General features: G+C 70.6%; 14 protein-coding genes, 1 tRNA gene and 1 pseudogene. 7 read left to right on the top strand and 9 right to left on the bottom strand.

The window, feature by feature from the left end:
• Nucleotides 1-83: 83 nt before the first annotated feature.
• The 3 genes from ACWD04_RS25095 to ACWD04_RS25085 all read right to left on the bottom strand — a co-directional run bounded on the left by ACWD04_RS25095 (nt 84) and on the right by ACWD04_RS25085 (nt 5,347).
• A complete protein-coding gene (locus tag ACWD04_RS25095; RefSeq protein ID WP_451135501.1) occupies nt 84-3,113 on the bottom strand; it encodes a ThuA domain-containing protein in 3,030 nt (1,009 codons plus the stop codon).
• A gap of 577 nt (nt 3,114-3,690) precedes the next feature.
• Nucleotides 3,691-4,590, bottom strand: a complete 900-nt coding sequence (locus ACWD04_RS25090) for a transketolase family protein (RefSeq protein WP_451135499.1) — start codon at nt 4,588-4,590, stop codon at nt 3,691-3,693.
• Between the two features lie 43 nt (nt 4,591-4,633).
• Nucleotides 4,634-5,347, bottom strand: a complete 714-nt coding sequence (locus ACWD04_RS25085) for a transketolase (RefSeq protein WP_451135497.1) — start codon at nt 5,345-5,347, stop codon at nt 4,634-4,636.
• Nucleotides 5,348-5,476: 129 nt separating this feature from the next.
• Between ACWD04_RS25085 and ACWD04_RS25080 the strand changes: the two genes are divergently transcribed.
• Nucleotides 5,477-5,550, top strand: a tRNA-Pro gene (locus ACWD04_RS25080).
• An 88-nt stretch (nt 5,551-5,638) separates the two neighbouring features.
• On the opposite strand, the pseudogene ACWD04_RS25075 reads toward ACWD04_RS25080, so the two are convergent.
• Nucleotides 5,639-6,061, bottom strand: a pseudogene (locus tag ACWD04_RS25075) (site-specific integrase); the annotation flags it as partial.
• A gap of 637 nt (nt 6,062-6,698) precedes the next feature.
• Between ACWD04_RS25075 and ACWD04_RS25070 the strand changes: the two are divergent.
• The 4 genes from ACWD04_RS25070 to ACWD04_RS25055 all read left to right on the top strand — a co-directional run bounded on the left by ACWD04_RS25070 (nt 6,699) and on the right by ACWD04_RS25055 (nt 10,850).
• Nucleotides 6,699-6,854 (top strand): hypothetical protein, encoded by a 156-nt coding sequence (locus ACWD04_RS25070; protein WP_451135495.1) that lies wholly within the window; start codon nt 6,699-6,701, stop codon nt 6,852-6,854.
• Between the two features lie 889 nt (nt 6,855-7,743).
• On the top strand, nt 7,744-8,730 hold the full coding sequence (locus tag ACWD04_RS25065) for a GlxA family transcriptional regulator (protein WP_451135647.1): 987 nt from the start codon (nt 7,744-7,746) through the stop codon (nt 8,728-8,730).
• Complete coding sequence (locus tag ACWD04_RS25060; RefSeq protein WP_451135493.1) at nt 8,727-9,491, top strand: DJ-1/PfpI family protein; 765 nt, start codon at nt 8,727-8,729, stop codon at nt 9,489-9,491. Before ACWD04_RS25065 ends, ACWD04_RS25060 begins: the two co-directional genes overlap by 4 nt.
• A gap of 258 nt (nt 9,492-9,749) precedes the next feature.
• Nucleotides 9,750-10,850 (top strand): carboxylate-amine ligase, encoded by a 1,101-nt coding sequence (locus ACWD04_RS25055; RefSeq protein WP_451135491.1) that lies wholly within the window; start codon nt 9,750-9,752, stop codon nt 10,848-10,850.
• 106 nt (nt 10,851-10,956) lie between these two features.
• On the opposite strand, the gene ACWD04_RS25050 is transcribed toward ACWD04_RS25055, so the two are convergent.
• From ACWD04_RS25050 to ACWD04_RS25030, 5 genes are all read right to left on the bottom strand, one after another.
• On the bottom strand, nt 10,957-11,634 hold the full coding sequence (locus tag ACWD04_RS25050) for a 4'-phosphopantetheinyl transferase family protein (RefSeq protein WP_451135489.1): 678 nt from the start codon (nt 11,632-11,634) through the stop codon (nt 10,957-10,959).
• Nucleotides 11,631-12,509 carry a metallophosphoesterase family protein gene (locus tag ACWD04_RS25045; RefSeq protein WP_451135488.1) on the bottom strand — a complete coding sequence of 293 codons (879 nt, stop codon included), beginning with the start codon at nt 12,507-12,509 and terminating at the stop codon, nt 11,631-11,633. The genes ACWD04_RS25050 and ACWD04_RS25045 overlap by 4 nt, the downstream gene beginning before the upstream one ends.
• A gap of 254 nt (nt 12,510-12,763) precedes the next feature.
• Entirely contained in the window at nt 12,764-13,642 is an 879-nt protein-coding gene (locus tag ACWD04_RS25040; RefSeq protein WP_451135487.1) for a DUF2510 domain-containing protein, read from the bottom strand.
• A gap of 162 nt (nt 13,643-13,804) precedes the next feature.
• Nucleotides 13,805-14,476: a response regulator gene (locus ACWD04_RS25035; RefSeq protein WP_451135485.1), complete on the bottom strand. Its 672-nt coding sequence runs from the start codon at nt 14,474-14,476 to the stop codon at nt 13,805-13,807.
• A gap of 2 nt (nt 14,477-14,478) precedes the next feature.
• Nucleotides 14,479-15,432, bottom strand: a complete 954-nt coding sequence (locus ACWD04_RS25030) for a sensor histidine kinase (protein WP_451135483.1) — start codon at nt 15,430-15,432, stop codon at nt 14,479-14,481.
• A gap of 213 nt (nt 15,433-15,645) precedes the next feature.
• Here ACWD04_RS25030 and ACWD04_RS25025 point away from each other — a divergent pair, with 213 nt between their 5' ends.
• Together ACWD04_RS25025 and ACWD04_RS25020 are read left to right on the top strand one after the other, a co-directional pair.
• Nucleotides 15,646-15,921: a hypothetical protein gene (locus tag ACWD04_RS25025; RefSeq protein ID WP_451135481.1), complete on the top strand. Its 276-nt coding sequence runs from the start codon at nt 15,646-15,648 to the stop codon at nt 15,919-15,921.
• Nucleotides 15,922-16,035: 114 nt separating this feature from the next.
• Nucleotides 16,036-16,767 (top strand): FadR/GntR family transcriptional regulator, encoded by a 732-nt coding sequence (locus ACWD04_RS25020; RefSeq protein WP_451135479.1) that lies wholly within the window; start codon nt 16,036-16,038, stop codon nt 16,765-16,767.
• Nucleotides 16,768-16,898: the final 131 nt, after the last annotated feature.

Here is a 16,898-nt window from a genome sequence, read left to right as displayed (position 1 = left end):
TCGCTGCTCACCTCTGTCGACCCCCGGGGACGCCGTTCTCGATAGTCAACTTCATGGACCGTTCGGCTTCCGGGAAGCGGCGTTCACTCCCGGGCCACGCGGAAGCGGAGCCAGTCCACCGCGAACAGGTCCGGCTTCTCGCTGTTCCACGCCGAGTTGGTGAACACCAGGTACAGCCTCACGCCGACGCCCTGGCTCTTCAAAATGGTGGTCGGTGACACGGTTTCGTCAGCGGCGGCGGCACCGGGGACGGGCAGTGAGCCAAGGACGGGGCCGTCGGGGGAGCCGGCTCGGAACTCGACCGTTCCGCCGGTCCCGCCCGGTGTCGCACCGACCGTCACCGACCGGATGTTCCGCAGGTCCACGGGATCGAAGGCGATCCAGTCCCCGTCCTCGATCTCCGTCAGTGCCATGCCGCCCGACGCGTCGGCACGGTTGCCGGCCACGACTCCATCGTGGGTGCCCCCGGTAGACGTGAACTGCTCCGCCTCCTGGAAGGCCGTGCGCAGGGTGACATAGGCGGAACCCGTGAGCTCCGGGGCGTCCGGGGCTCCCCCGTCCGTGTACTGCACCATGATTCTTTGCGGGCCGGACGGGCTCGCGTCCCCGGACTCCGTGACGATCGAGCCCCGGCACCCTGAGGAACCGGGAAGAGGCATCAGCGCGCCGGGGTGGCCGATCTGTGAGTGTACGACGATCCGCGCGCAGTCGACCGCGGCGTTCCCCCCGTCCTCGTGGTCCGTCACGTCCACCGTGAACGCAAGGGTGTCACCCGGGCGGAACAAGCCGCCGTCCGGCGGCCCATGGACGGTGATCCGGGGCCGGGTGTTGCCGACGATGATCTCCTGGCCGGCCATGGCCGTCGTACCTTCGGGGCCTGTCACGGTGAGCAGTGCGGTGAACCGCCCTGCGGTGCGATAGGTGTACGAGGGGTTGACCTCCGTCGAGTCGGTGCCGCCGTCACCGTCGAAGTCCCAGGCGTACGTGACCGGCACGTTTCCGGGAAGTCCGGAGCCCGCGCCCGTGAAGGCCACGGTCAGCGGGGCGGAGCCGTTGTCGCGGTCGGTGGTGACGGCCGCACCGGGCAGCCGGCCGTCGCCGACGTGGTCGATCCGGAAGACCCCGGCGCCGTCGTCTTCGCCGGCGCGGCTCGTACTGCCGCCGAGCCCCGCGTCGATGACGTACAGGGCGCCGTCCGGACCGAAGACTGCGGCCGTCGGACGGTTCCACCCCATGTCCGCGAACACCCCGTTGACGGAATGGAGTTCACCGGCCTCGACCGGGCCGAACCGGCGGCCGATGAACGTCTGGTCCTTCCGCTGGAACGAGAGTGTGGTGAAGCGCCGGCCGGCCGGGTCGAACGAAAGCCACTTTCCGGCGAAGTACTCCGGGAACTTGGTGCGGTGGAGGCTTCCCGGGTCGTAGGCGTAGACGGGTCCTTTCATCGCGACACCACTTCCCCGGCCGGTGGAGTCCGGCGGTGCGCCGTTGACCCGCGGGGCACAGTCCGCCGCTCCGTGGGCGATGCCGCCGGTGCAGTACGGCCGGCCCACCTGCCCCGCTTCGGTGATCCGGAAGTGGCCCACTGTGCCGTCGACGCCGGTGCCGGCGGCGAGCAGCGCGCCGCTCACCGGGTCCACGGTGACGCGGTAGGGGCCCCGCATGCCCATCGCGTAGATCTCAGGGCGAGTGCCGGCCGTGCCCGGTTCGAAGAGATTGCCCTCCGGCACGGTGTAGGTGCCGTCGTCCTGCGGAACGATCCGCAGAATCGCGCCCCGCAGATCGTTCGGGGCCCCCGAGGCCAAGGGAAGCGTGACGTCACCTGACGCCGCGTAGAGACGGCCGTCCCGGTCGAAGGCGAGCGACCCGTACGGCGGGGAACCCCCGCTGCTGGTGGGCCCGTTCGCGGCCCGTCGGCCCCGAAGGGTGAGCAGGCGTCTTTCCGATGAGGGATCGACTGTGCCTCCGTCGGCCGTGAAACGGGAGAGGAACAGCCGCTTTCCCGTGGTGTCCGAGCGCAGTAGGTAGAGCCAGCCGTTCTCCGCGAAGCCCGGATCCAGAACGAGGCCGGTCAGCCCGTCCGAACGGGCGGCCGTCTCGGGGGTGTACGCGAGGTCGAGGGCCGTGGACACCTTCATCGTCCGCTGGTCGACGACCTTGAGCTCTCCGGTGCGCTGGGCCACGAACACCCGGCGGTCGGGGGTGACCGCGACGTCGACCGGATCGGTGAGCCCGCCGGTCGCGAGCGGGGTCCGCTGGAAAGCGTCGGCCCGGGTCGCGGTGCAGTCACCCGGTTCCGCGCCCGCGGCCCATTCGATGCCGCCCAGCAGATGGGCGAGAAAGTCCTCCTCCTGGAACGCGGACGGCGCGTGGCCGCCCGCGGTGAACCACGAACGCCCGCCGTCGTAGTCCTGGCACCACGACCAGGGGTGGTCCGCGCCCTCATCGAGGCCCGTGATGTCGTCACGGACCCGGATCTGCGCGAGGGTGTGCACCGAGGAGGCAGGGTTGGTGCGCCAGTTGTACCACTCCTCCGTACGCTCCCAGAGGTCGGGAAGCGTCACCGTCGAGGGATGCGCGTGGTCGAGGACCTTGATCCGGCCGGTCTGTACCGGCGTGCCCCGGTCGAGGGTGGCGCCGACCAGCCCTTCGTACCACTCCCAGTCGCGCATACCGGCGGAGGCGTCGTGCAGGCCGACCCAGCCGCCACCCGCTCGGACGTACCTCTGCAGGGCCGCGCGCCCGTCCGCGTCGAGGTCGCCGTCGTCCCCCTCCGGCGCGGATGCGACAGTGTTGAAGACGATCGCGTGGAACCGCGCCAACCGGGCGTCGTCGAAGGCGCCCGGGTCACTCGTCGCCTCGACCCCGAATCCGTTGTGTGCTCCGAGTCTCCGCACCGCCTCGACACCGGCGCGGGCCGCGTCCTGGGACGCGTGGGTCGCGCCTGAGTACACCAGGACACGGAAGGCGGGGGCTGCCTGGGCCCTCGGGAACGCGGCGGTCGCCACCGAGCCGATGATCAGCGCCAGAAGCGCGAAGAGGGCCGTGAGGGCGATCGTCGCCGGAGGAAAGGCCTGGGATGCGGGCCTGGTGCGTAACGGACGGTTGCTCATGAGGGCGCTCCCGGTGCGGGTGGGGGCCGGCTAAGGGATGGAAAGCGCTTACTGATGTGCGTGGTTCAGCGTAGATACATGGCATGGCCTGGTCAACAGGCCGGTGGTGCTCGCCGCGCTCCCTTCGGGGTCAGGAGCCGGGAGACCGGGCTGCGGTCGGACCGCTGGCTGCAGCCCGGGGACCGGAGATCGTTGACGATCACCATCACCGCCGACGATGTCCGCGCGCGATCGCACTGTCGTTGCCCTGTACGGCCGAGACGCTCGCCTGGGGCGGCCCACCTTCCGGGTCGCCGGGAGAATCTTCCCCGCGGCGAGGGAGGACGGCGCGACCACGGGCGTCAAGTGCCCCGTCGAGGACCGCGCCGAGCTGATCGCCTCGGAGCCGGAGAGGTCTTCGTACGCCAGGGGCACGACGGAACCTGTGCCTGGCTGCGGGTGCGGCTCGCCGCCCTCGACGACGCGGCCGAGCTCACCGCGGGTCTCGCCCACGCGTGGCGGCGGGCCGCCCCAGGCCGGCTCCTCGCCGCGCGCACCCGGAGCTGGGGTCCGCAGCCGGTCGACGACCGGGGGGGTCTCAGAGGTGCAGGAAGGCGGTGATCCGCTGCCGCAGCGAGTGCGCGTCGAGCCCATGCGCCACGAGGTGAGCCGCCATCTGTCCGTACCTGCGCAGTTCGCTCCGGCCCACGCCCAGCCCCAGTACCCGGTGGGGCAGGTCGGCCAGGGCGTCGTTGGCCGCCGCCGTCGATGTCCCCGCCAGATACGGCTCGACGATCACGACGTCCGCGGTGCTGCCCGCGCCGGCCGCACCGCGGAGCCCAGCGGTGTCGAAGGGGCGCACGGTCGTCGCGTACAGCACGGTCGTGTCCAGGCCCTCTGTCGCCGCGAGGACGTTGTCGAGCATCGGCCCGACGGCGATCACCACTCCACCGGCTCCCCGGCGCACGGTGCTGAAGCCGGGGCCCGTGACGGCGCGGCCCGTGCTGTTCGACTGGAGGGAGAGCCTTACGTAGACACGGCCGTCCTCCACGACGGCCCGTCGCAGCAGGGCCTCGGCCTCGTCGGGATGCCCGGGCACGTGCACGGTCCAGTCGTCGAGTGTGTCGAGGAGTGCGACGTCGCCCGGCGACATGTGGGTGAAGCCCCCGGCCGGCCAGTCGTACGAGCCTCCGGCGCTGACGAGTACGCCGCCCAGCCCCTGATGTCCGAAGTCCAGTTTCACCTGCTCGAAGGGACGCTCCACGAGAAAACTCGCGAAGGTGTGCATGATCGGCCGCAACCCGGTCAGGGCCATTCCGGCGCCCGCGCCGATGAGCAGCTGCTCCCTGATCCCGACGTTGACCACCCGGTCGGGATGGGCCCGCTCGGCCCGGTCGAAGCCGTCTCGGCTGATCTCCGCGAGCACCAGGGCGATGCGGGGGTCCTCGTCCAGCAGGCGGGTGGTGGTGGCGATGAAGCGGTCGCGCATGGTGTCCATGAGCAGTTGTCCTCCGTTGTGTTCCGTTCCGAGGTGACGGTGTTCAGTGCTTGCTTGCCACGCGGGCGATCACGGCGTGCGGCCTGCCGGGGTGCGGCGCGGTGAAGGCGGCGTACAGCGCCTCGTGGTCCCGGCCGTCCACGGTTCTGGCCGACCAGCCGGCGGCCTCGAACCTGGCCGCGATGCCGCCGGGCCGGGCGTACGTCGCCGAGGCGTTGTCGATCACCACGGTGTGCAGTTGCTCGAGCCCGGCCGGGCCGGCGTAGGCGATCGCCTCGTGGTTGCTGCCCTCGTCCAGTTCGGCGTCGCCGACCAGCACCCACACGCGGGGGTCCGTCAGCCCCTGTGCCCGCAGTCCCAGCGCGCTGCCCACTGCGAGCGGGAGCCCGTGCCCGAGCGAGCCGCTGCCGATCTCGGCGCCCGGCACCAGCAGCCGGTCGGGGTGGTGCCCGAGCGGCGAGTCGTACGAACCGAAGCCGGTGAGCAGCTCCTCGCCGAAGAAGCCGCGGGCGGCCAGCACGGCGTAGTACGCCATGGGGCCGTGCCCCTTCGAGAGCAGGAACCGGTCGCGTCCGGGAGAGTCGACGGTGCCGGGCGACACCCGCAGAACCTGGTCGTACAGCACCCAGAGGACGTCCAGGGTGGAGGTGGCGGCAGGGCCGTGCTTCTCGTCACCGGTCATGTGACTCATCAGCCGGTCCAGCTCGTGGTAGCCGTGGACCGGCGGGGGCGTCGTGTGCGTCAGGTGGCTCGTCATGTCTCAAGCGTTCGACATCAAGCAAGGTTGAGGTCAAGCCGCCGGGATCAGGTTCGTGAGCACCGGTGCAAGTGCGGTATTGTTCTCATGCGCGTTCGGCCAAGGCGAAAGCCCAGGTCAAGCGGTCAGCGGGACGTGGCGCAGCTTGGTAGCGCACTTGACTGGGGGTCAAGGGGTCGCAGGTTCAAATCCTGTCGTCCCGACTGGAGACAGTCGCAGGTCAGGGCCGGTTTCGGAGGTATTCGAAACCGGCCTTCGATCATTTTTGGGGGCCGGCGTGCTGGACCGAGGTCAGCGGGTCACGACGATCGGTTCGGCGGTGAGCGTGGCGCGCGCAGCGCCCTGAGATGTGCGGAGAGCGCCGCTCCGGCGGCCGTGATCTTGTGTACGTCCGGGTGCAGGTAGCGCTGGGTGGTGGTCAGTGACCCGTGGCCGGCGGTCCTGCGTAGGACGCGTACTTGGTGGGACTCCGGCTCCGGCAAACCAGGTCGGTCCGGTGTGCCGGGGGTCGTGGCGGCGCAGGTGCTCGTAGCCGAGCTCGGTGACCACGTCGTCCCCGTGCGCGGCGTCGCGCAGGACGGCGGACAGGATGCGCCGGGCGACGAGGGGGCGGATCTCCTCGACGACGGGAACCTTGCGGGCCCGTCTGCCCTTGGTGGCCTTGTCGGTCAGCCCGCCGGGTGCGGGTGTGGTCCGACGCCGCACGGTCCAGATCCTGGGTGCGACGGGCCGCTCGGGGGCCGCATCCTGCGCGGCCTTGCGCACCAAGCCGTGGACCTCGGGCACCCCCGCCGAGCGGGTGCGGAGGCCTCCGGTCGGCGACGCGGGGCGTCGAGATCGGTGACCAGGAGGTCCGGCCTTCGACGCCTCGCGGCCGCGAGGCGGACCGGACGCCGGCCCTACGGATACGCAGAGGTGGCCGTCCGCGCCTGGCACTACGCTCACTCGGCCACGGCCTCCCTGCGCAACCTCCGCCATCAGCGTCTTCCGCCAGGACGGCCGGACCGACGTCGCGGCCCTCGATCATCAATGACCCTGCCCCAACAGGACCTGTAGACGGTCTGTTCGGATCCGGGCCGCGCCTTGGGTCTCCAGCAGTCGTGCGATGCCGGTGCTGGGGAGCAGGGGCCCTCACTCGGCGCTACTAGCAGTTCACTTGCACATGTATCAAAACAGGCGTAGCAAAACATCTTCCGAGCGGCAGAGAGCTGGCTCCGAACTGGCCCCCGCTACAGGGCTCCTGGGCCTGCAGGCGACGGCCGGGAACGCGGCGGTGGTACAGACGCTCCGGCAGGCGGGGCGCCCGTGGGGCCAGGACACGCACCAGCACGGCTCGGATTGCGGACACCAGGTGGAGAGTTCTCGGATCCAGCGTTCGCCGCAGGAGGCCGTCGAGGCTGAAGCGCACCCCGGGACCGTGGAGGACCACGCGCCGGACGGGATTGCTCTGGACCACTGGCCCCTGCACGCCGAGCGCGAGCAGGCCGAACACCTCATCGGCGCATGACCGAAGCACACTGGCCACGGGCGGGCACCGGCCGGTGCCCGCCCGCTCTACTCCCCGAAGCACCATGAAGACCATCCTCATCGCCGGCGGCAACAGCGGCATCGGCCTCCACCAGCCTGCGGCACTGCGCCAGCACACCGGTACAACCGCGCTGTTCGCCGCAGCGCCGTGGTCAGTTGCGGTGTTGCGCACAGTTTCTGTAGCAGTGCGGCCCTGTCGGGCGGTGACGTGCGCAGCCTGGGAGCGAGTGAAAGTCCGACTGGCGACGACATGCGGCGCCCCTCCCGGGGGGAGGCCGGGAGGGGCGGCAGGTCCCGCCTCTGCCGAAACAAGAGGGCGGGGCCGTTGCGGTAGCCCGTCCTCGGGGGCGATCCGGATGCGCGCGCGATCAGCATTGCACCGAAACCAGCCAACCAACAGGGGTGTGACCGGTAACAGTTGCTCCGCAAGCAGGTGCCACGTCACTACCGTGGCGTGATTTCAGAGGGGGACCGACGGAGCGGGGCGGGAATGAGCAGCAGGGCATTACAGCATCTACAGTTCAACGCCGCCGCGTGGGCGTTGGCCAGCGCATGGCGGGGCCTGGGCATCACCTACGGCTTGTACGGGTCCCTCGTGGCGACCGGCCCCGGTCATCCCGCAGGCCGATATGGTGCGCTCTCGACACCCCAGCCACACCTTCGCCTTCTTCTCCCTCTCCTCATGGGCCACCGTGCCGGCCATCGCGTCAGGGGAACGAGGACGGTCGCTACGTGGGTGTCTTCGGCTGCCGGCGGGCGGCGGAGCCGGTGGTGCGCGCCTCGTCGGAGCTGGTACCGAGCCGTCGCTACGCGCTCTCAGGCGGCCTGGCGGGATGTGCTGATATCAAGGCATGGACAACAAGCGGCGCGTGTTGATCGTTGCCTACGATGACGCGCAGATTCTTGACATCGCCTGCCCCGGCGGCGCGCTGGACATCGCCAACCGGTACGGCGCCGAACCGGCGTACCGCATCGAGCTGGGAACCCTGGGCCGCCGGGTCGCCCGTAGCTCGGCGGGAATTCTGATCGGAGCGGGACAGGGACTGGAGGCGGTCACGGGGTCTCTGGACACCCTGCTCGTGGTAGGCGGCATCGGCTGTGAGGACGCGGCGTCGGACGAGCGACTACTGGGCCAGGTGCGCCGACTGGCCGGACTCAGCCGGCGGGTGGCCTCTGTCTGTACCGGCGCGTATGTGCTCGCCGCCGCCGGGCTGCTGGACCATAGGCGAGTGACGACCCATTGGGGGTGGGGGGACCGACTTGCCGAGCGCCACCCCGCCGTGGCCGTTGACGTCGCTCCTCTGTACATACGCGACGGCAACGTCTACACCTCGGCCGGGGTCACCAGCGCGCTCGACCTGACGCTGGCCTTGATCGAGGACGACCACGGACCGACGCTGGCTCGTGCTGTCGCCCGGGAACTCGTCACGCATCTGCACCGGCCGGCAGACCAAGCACAGATCTCCATGTTCCTGGCCGCTACGCCGCCGGAGGACCGGCTGGTGCGGGATCTGGTGGGCCATATCGCCGGTCATCTGACCGAGGACCTCACGCCCACGACCCTGGCAGCGCGGGCGGGCGTCAGCCCTCGGCACCTGACACGCCTGTTCACCGAACACCTCGGTACGACTCCGGCACGGGCCGTGCGTGTGGCGCGTACCGAAGCAGCGGTACATCTGGTGCGTTCCAGCGGACTGCCCATGGCGGCGATCGCACGGCGCTGCGGTTTCGGGTCCCCAGAGACGCTGCGGCAGGCATTCCTGAACCGCTACGGCGACACGGGGGACAGGATTCGCAGGATGCCGGACATGCCGACTGCGCGCGACGCGCCGAGACAGAAGACTCCCGGGCCATGAAGCATTCGACGACACGCAGAAACGTACTTCGGGGAACCGTGGCCACCGCCACCCTCGCCGCCACGGCTGCGGCCCCAGCCGGGATGGCGCGCGCGGTTCCGCGGGACCACGCGGGACCGAACATCGGAATCCTGCTCTACGACGGCTACAGCCTGCTGGATCCCACCGGACCGGCCGAGGTCCTGTCCCGCCTGCCAGGTGCGAGCGTGACGATGATCGCCGAGCGGCGCGGCGCCATCCGTACGGACACGGCGGACGTGGCCGTCGTCGCTGAGCAGTCCATCGAGGAGGTGGACCGTCTCGACGTCCTGTTGGTGCCGGGCGCGGGCAACCGTGGCACCGTCGCGGCGATGAACAACGAGGCGCTCCTGCGCTGGATCCGCCGGATTCACCGGCACAGTCGATGGACGACCTCGGTGTGCACCGGCAGCATCATCCTCGCTGCTGCCGGACTGCTGGACAGAAGGCGGGCGACAACCCACTGGGCTTCCGCCGAGTACCTCCGGTCGACCTTCGATGTGACCTACCTGCCACAGCGCTACGTACGCTCAGGGAAAATCATCACTGCGGCGGGGGTCTCGGCGGGAGTGGACATGGCCCTGTACCTCGCCTCCCTCATTGCGGACGACGACACGGCCAAGGCGATCCAACTCGCCGTCGAATACGACCCCCAACCCCCCTTCGACTCCGGTAACGCCGCACAAGCCAGTCCCCAACTGAAGGAAAAGGCGCTGCAGCTGCTCGCAGCCTCGCAGGTGTAGCCGAAGCGTGAGCCGCTGAGCGGACAGCACTGACGGTGAGTCTGCTGGCGTGCCACCTCGGCGATCGTGCGTTCGTCCGCGACTGCCGAGCGTGTCCGGCCGGCGTCCGCCGCGCCGAGGCCGCACATCGTCCGGCTTCGACGATCGCCGCTTCGGCGGATGCCGTCCGCCGCGGGATGCCCTGATACTCACGGGGGCGCCACGCGCGGGTGCCGTGTCGTGCGCTGATCCGATGGGTCGAGCGCTGAGACTGGCCTGATGGAACCGGTCACCATCGGAGTTGAAGAAGAGTATCTGTTGCTCGACGCGGTCACCGGGTTGCCGGTGGCCGCGGGAGACCAGGTGCGGGCTGCCGCTGGGATGACAGCCATCATCGGTGAGGACGAACTGCATCCCGAACTTCTGCAGGTGCAGGTCGAGGTGGCGACGCCCGTGTGCACGCAACTGGAGGAGCTGGGTGGTCACCTGTTGCGGCTCAGGCTCGCCGCCGCGGCGGCTGCCGAAGCGAACGACTGCCGACTCGCCGCCTGTGGCACGCCACCTCGCCGGGGCCTCCCGTCAGCACCGGTGACCGAGCAGGCGCGCTATCGCGCCTTGCGTTCGCAGGCACCTCAGTTGGTCGCCGAGCAATTGATCAACGGCATGCATGTGCATGTCTCGGTGCCGAATCGGGAAGTCGGTGTGGCTGTACTGAACCGTATGCGCGGCTGGCTTCCCGTCCTCGTCGCCATGTCGGCGAACTCGCCGTTGTGGGACGGGCGGGACACCGGGTTCGCCAGTTGGCGCACGGTGATCAACAGCCGCTGGCCCGTCAGCGGCCCCCCGCCCGCATTCGAGGACGCGGCGGACGAAGCACGGCGGATCGACACGCTCCTCCGTAGCGGCATCATTCGCGACACAGGACAGCTGTACTGGCAGGCTCGGCTCTCCCACCGGTACCCGACCGTGGAAGTACGGTGCTTCGACGTTCAGCTCAGGGCGGACGAGGCGGTCATGTTCGCCGGGCTCGTCCGCGCCCTGGTGATCACCGCCATGCAGGACAGCCGATCAGGCAGGCCCATGCCCCGCAGCCTTCCGGAAGTACTGCAGGCCGCCACCTGGCAGGCCGCCCGGCACGGTCTCGGCGGACATCTGATCACCGCGGCCGGCGCTCGTGTCAACGCGGGTGACGCGGTCGCCCATCTGATGGAGCACATCACGCCCGCGCTGGACGCGACAGGGGACACCCGACAGCTCGCCGCGCTGGTTCACCGGCTCATGCAGCAGGGAACATCCGCCGATCGTCAGCGAGGAGCACTCGGAGAAGGCGGCCTCAAAGCGGTGACCGATCTGATCATCGCCGACACCACGGCGGAATGACACCACCGACCGCACTCTGACCGACACGGCCGACGTTGAGAGCTCGGCGGCCCCGGCCCCGGCCTTCGCCACCCCCTCCCGGCTCGCGAGGCGCCCCGTAGCCGCGTCAGGCCGGGACGCGGCTACGGGGCAGGTGGATCGCGGTCGCCACCAGGCCGTGCTCCGCGGTCCAGCGCCCCTCGAATCCGCCGAGGCGACGGCCCTGCACGACAGGGCCCGGAACCAGCAGGCGCGCCTGGAAGGTCCGTCCGGACGGATTGAAGTCGACCTCCGCCTCCGAGAAGTCGAGTTCGCGTCCCGTGAGCGGGTACCAGACCTTGAAGACGCTCTCCTTCGCGCTGAAGAGAAGCCGGTCCCAGCTGACCCCGGGTCGGTGGGCGCTCAGCGAGGCGAGGCTGTTCCGCTCGTGCGGAAGTGCGATCGCCTCGAGAACTCCGTCCGGCAGTGGCGCGTTCGGTTCCGCGTCGATGCCCAGTCCGACCGTGTCCGCGGCTCCTGCCACGGCGGCGGCCCGGTAGCCGTCGCAGTGCGTCATGCTGCCCACTATTCCTTCCGGCCACCGGGGAGCGCCCCGACGATCCGGTAGCAGCGCCACAGGTGGCCGACCCAGGCTGCGCAGCGCGCGCCTGGCCAGGAAGCGTACGGTCGTGAACTCCCGCTGCCGCTTGAGGACCGCCCGCGCGATCAGCACCTTCTCCTCGGGGAACAGTTCCTCCCCCGGCTCGTGCCCGTCGTCGTAGGACACCGCCGTCATGACTTCGGGGGGCAGCGCGCCGCGGATCATCGGACGGCCTGCGCGGTCCGGGCAGGAAGGATCCGGCGCAGGGGTTCCCGTGGCGGGCGCTTGCCCCATTCGCGGGGGTAGCCGACCGAGACCTCTTCGAAGCGCACCCCGTCGTGCCGGGTGACCCGGGGAATGTGCAGATGCCCGTAGACCACGGCGGCGGCGCGGAAGCGCACATGCCAGTCGGCGGTCAGGTCGGTGCCGCACCACTGGGCGAACTCCGGGTAGTGCAGGACCCGGGTGGGGTCACGGACCAGCGGATAGTGGTTGACCAGAACCGTGGGCAGGGACGGGTCGACCGCCGTCAGCCGGCGTTCGGTCTCCTCGGCACGTGAGCGGCACCAGGCAGCCCGGCTCGGGAAGGGGTCCGGATGCAGGAAGTACTCGTCGGAGCAGACGACGCCCGCCTCGTGCGCCAGTCGTAGTGACTCCTCGGCCGTGGTGGCACCCGGCGCCCGGAACGAGTAGTCGTAGAGCACGAACAGCGGCGCGACCACCACCGGGCCGCCGGCACCCCGCCAGACGGGGTAGGGGTCTTCCGGGGTGTCGATGCCCAACTCCCGGCACAGCTCGACCAACTTGAGGTAGCGCTTCTCCCCTCGAAGATCGCAGGGGTCCTGCGGGTGGGTCCACAGTTCGTGGTTGCCCGGGGCCCAGATCACCCGGGAGAAGCGGTCGCTGAGCAGCCGCAGCGCCCACTCGACGTCCGCGTACTTCTCCGCCACGTCACCCGCGACGATCAGCCATTCGTCCTCCGACGCCGGGCGCAGCTTCTCGACCAGTGCGCGGTTCTCGTCGTACACGACATGCAGATCACTGACGGCGAGGAGATTTCCGTCGGGCACAGTGCGGTCCTTATCGGTCGTGGGCGTCATCGGCCGGCGGCTGCCGTCGCGACGGGTGACGGCGGCGCAACGCCGCTGCGGGCATCGTAGAGGTGCGCGTAGGCGCCCCGCTCGTGAATCAGATCCTCGTCGGCGCCTTGTCCGGCGATCGGCCCCGACTCCATGACGACGAGGACGTCCGCGTCGCGGATGGTGAGCAGCCGATGCCTGTCCGTGCGCAGGGTGTTCGCCGCCGTACCGATGTGTGCCCTGCACGGTACGGCGGCGAGGGGGGCGAGGTCGGCTCAGGTGTCCTGGCCCGAGCCGGCCGAGGCGGCCTTCTTGATGCCCTCGGTGATGTCGTCCAGCACGGAGAGCTTCGGCGCCTTGTCGGTGATGTCGAAGCCGGACCGGATGACGACCAGCATCTCTGCGGAGTTGGGGGAGGGGAAAGCGAGCGACTCGACGTAGCCGTCGTCGCCGTCCTTCGTCACCACCTTCCAGCGCACCCGGTAGCCCTTCTGGCCGGCCACGGTGACCGCCTCGGACTTGAGCTCCTCGTGCGAGGTGATCCCGCCGTAGATCTTCTCGCCGTACGACTCCTCGGCGTTGGTCTCGATGTCGGCCTCGGCAGCGGCCTTCGCCGTGGTCGCCTCGACCTCGAGAGCTTGCGCCGGTGCGGAGAACACTCCGCCCCGTACGCACTTCTGGCTCTCGTCGCCGGGGCAGGCGTACTCGCCGGTCGTCAGTCCGGCGCCGATGGGGCCGGACTGCCCGGTCCACCCGTCCGGCACGGGGATGCTGATCCCGCTGGCCAGGTCGGTGGCGTATCCGTCCTCGGTCTGCGGCATCTGCTGGTCGGGGGTCTGCCCCTGTCCGCCGCCGTCCTGCCCGCCGTCCGGGGCGCCCGGGAGGCGAGGGCTCTCGGAGGGGGCGTTGGCCGAGGTGCCGGCAGGGTTGTCGGATCTGTCGCCCAGCACGTACGCGCCGCCGCCGACGGCCGCGAGCAGGACGACACCGGCGGCGATGCCCGCACCGATGCGTATGCGACGGCGCCTGACCGTCGCGGGAGGTATCCGGAGCTGGTCGGTCCAGCGGCTCCCGTCCCACCAGCGTTCCTGGGCGGGGCCGATTCCTGAGTGCCCGGGGTCTGGATGCCAGCCGGGCGGGGTCGTCTGGGTCACGAGAGCACCGTAGGCGCACTGGGTGAGAAACGTATGAAACGCACAGGGTGGCCGTAGTCACGTCCCACGTTGTTGTGCACGCCGCGCCGGGAACGGGTAAGTCCGCCCGCAACGCGGTGTGTTCGAGCCGTACCGGAAACGGCGTCCAGAGGCGGCGTGGTCCTACGGCTCGATCAGCCCGGCCCTGATCGCGTAACGCGTGAGCTCCAGGCGGTCCCGGAGCCCCAGCTTCTGCAGCAGATTGGCCCGGTGCCGCTCGACCGTCTTGACGCTGATCACGAGCATGCCCGCTATCTCCTTCGACGAATGCCCCTCGGCGACCAGCTTGAGGATCTCCTCCTCGCGCTCGGTGATGGCCCGGTCCGGTACGTCGCCACCGTCCCTGACCCGGTCCAGGTAGTTGCGGATGAGGGCGGTGACGGCGCCCGGGTAGAGGAACGGTTCGTCGCGCATGGCTGCCCGGCACGCCTCGACCAGGTCCCTGTCGGCGACGGACTTCAGGACGAAGCCCGAGGCGCCGGCCTTCAGCGCCTCGAAGAAGTACTGCTCGTTGTCGTACATGGTGAGCATCAGGATGCGCAGCTCCGGCATGACCCGCGACAGTTCACGGGCCGCCTGCAGGCCCGTCAGGCGTGGCATCGCGATGTCGAGGACGGCCAGGTCGGGACGCTCCGCGCGGGCCATCTCGATGGCCTCGGCACCGTCGCCCGCCTCGGCGACGACCTGGAGGTCCGGTTCCCCGTCGAGGATCAGCCGTACGCCGCGGCGGACCAGGGCGTGGTCGTCGGCGAGCAGGATGCGGGTCTTTCCGGGTCCGGGGGGTGAGTGGGGCATGGTCAGGTGCCTCCGTTCCGTACGGGCACATCGAGGCGTACGTCCGTGCCGCCCGTCGCGCCGGACCCGAGAGTGAGTGTGGCGCCGATGAGCAGGGCGCGTTCGCGCATACCGCGCTGGCCCGCGCCCTCAGGGGCGTTTCCGAGGCCGCGGCCGTCGTCACAGATACGCAGTTCGACCCCGCCGGGGCTGCGGAGCAGGGAGAGTTCGAGCAGGGTGGCCCGGGCGTGCCGGACGGTGTTCGTGACCGCTTCCTGGGCGATGCGGTAGATGACGAGCTCCGCCTCCTCGCCGAGCGGGGGCAGATCCTTCCCCATCCGCCGTCTGATCGTCAGCCCTCTCGGCGTCGGTGTCTCGGTGGCCAGCGCCGTCAGCGCGCTGACCAGCCCCAGCTCCTCCAGCACCCCGGGGCGCAGCCGTCGCGCGATCCGGCGGATCTCGTCCAGGCTCCCCCGGGTGATCTCCTGCACTTGAGCCAGTTCCTCCCGCAGGGGCTCCGGGGCGTGACCGGTGACCCGCTTCAGTTCCAGCAGGACCGCGGTCAGGGTCTGGCCCACCTCGTCGTGCAACTCCTGCGCGACCCGCCGGCGCTCGGCCTCCTGCGCCCAGAGAGCCCGGGCGCTGCTGGTCGCGCGCTCCGCCTCCAGGCGGTCGAGCATGCTGTTGAACGTCTCGATCAGGGCCGCGACCTCCCCTTCGCCGGCAACCTCGGGGCGTGGCCGTGGGCTCAGCAGGTCGGTGGTCGTCATCGCCCGGGTGACCCGCTGCAGCGGCGCGAGGCCCAGCCGCAGGAGCAGCGCGTTCGCGCCGAGCATCAGGGCCATGCCGCCGGCCAGGATCAGGGCCTCGGTCAGCACCACCGGGGCGGACACGGTGATCGGGCCGAGCAGCAGCAGAGCCCCGGCGGCGACCAGCACCGCGGCGTTGAGCAGGAAGATGCGCCAGAACAGGGACAAGACCGCACGGCCTCCTTCGGACGGGTACACGGGCGGGTGACTGCCTCCACTATCGCCGGTCAGGTGGCGCGAGGCCGCGCCCGGCCCGCCATGGTCCCCGTCTGCATGGCGGCACCCCCCGAAGATGGGTGTCAGGCCCGATGGCCCCGGGCATCCGCACGCCCGGACGATGGAGTCCGGCCCAACGGGTTCATATCCGGGAAGGGAGTCACCATGTCCTATGACGAGGAGCGGCTGCGCGGCATCGAGGACCGGCTCGGCAGTGACGGCCCCGCACGCACCGGTGCCCCAGGACGCTACGCTCCGCGCGGAAACCGCACCGGCGGCACATGGCTCTGGCTCACCGTCGGAATCGTCGGCCTGGTGTCCGGCATCGTCATCGGCCACGGCCTCCTCATCGCCGCCGGGCTCGTGGTGGCCGGGATGGCGGGCCAGCTCCTCGATCCGCAGCGCGGCGCGCCACGGAGCAGCGCGCCGCGCCCCCGCTGAGGGGCCCTCGCCTCCCGGGGCTCGGTCCCGCGCCGGTGGTTCTGTTCTGGTCCGACCACATGCCCTGTGTGACATAGTCGGAGCATGTGTACCGCCCGGAGCAGGGAGTAGCGGATGCCCGTCGAGTGGCAACCCGTACGACAGTCCCGCACCCATGAGCTCGTGCTCCAGAGCATCGAGGAGCGGGTCTTCGCCGGAGAGCTCAAGGCAGGCGACCGCCTGCCGCCCGAGCGGGAGCTCGCGCCGGTGCTCGGCGTCAGCCGGTCCGCGCTGCGCGAGGCACTCAGGGTGCTGGAGACCATCGGCGTCCTGGTCGCCCAGCCCGGCCGGGGCCCGGACTCCGGGGCGCGCATCGTGCGCAACCCGGACGACGCGCTGGGTCGTCTGCTGCGCCTGCACTTCGCGCTCGGCAGCTACAGCCTGCACGACGTGCTGGAGGCGCGTGTCGTCCTGGAGCGGTCGAGCTGGGAGGCCGCCGCCCGGCACGCCCGGGCCGAGGACCTCGACGCGGCGGAGGAACTCGTCCGGCGAATGGGGGAGCCGGATGTGGACGTGGCGGAATTCAATGATCTCGACACCCGCTTCCATGTGCTGATCGCCGGAAGTTCGGGCAACGCGCTCACCTCCACGCTCACTTCGGCGGTGCGCGAATCGGTCCGCCCGCTGATCCTGCGGGCCCTGGAGGACGCCGACGACTGGCCGGTGACGGCCGGCGCACTCAACGCCCAGCATGCTCAGCTGCTGCGGCTGGTGCGCGAGGGGCGAGGTGGCGGGGCGGCGGACCTGGTCGAGGAACACATCCGGGGCCTCCACGGATCGCTGGTCGACGAGAACGACGCCCGGTAGGGACGGGTCGCCCGCCGCGGAACGGGAGCGGGGGGGGGGGGGGGTGGGCCGACCCCCCCCCCGGGGCCGGCGCCGACCACCCCGGGGGCCCCCCGGCGGACCACAACGGCCCCCGCGGCTTATTGGAGGAG

The organism is Streptomyces sp. NPDC002911 (assembly GCF_053591835.1).
The sequence above is the reverse complement of the archived record's forward strand: the minus strand, read 5'-3'. Positions and strand labels throughout refer to the sequence as shown.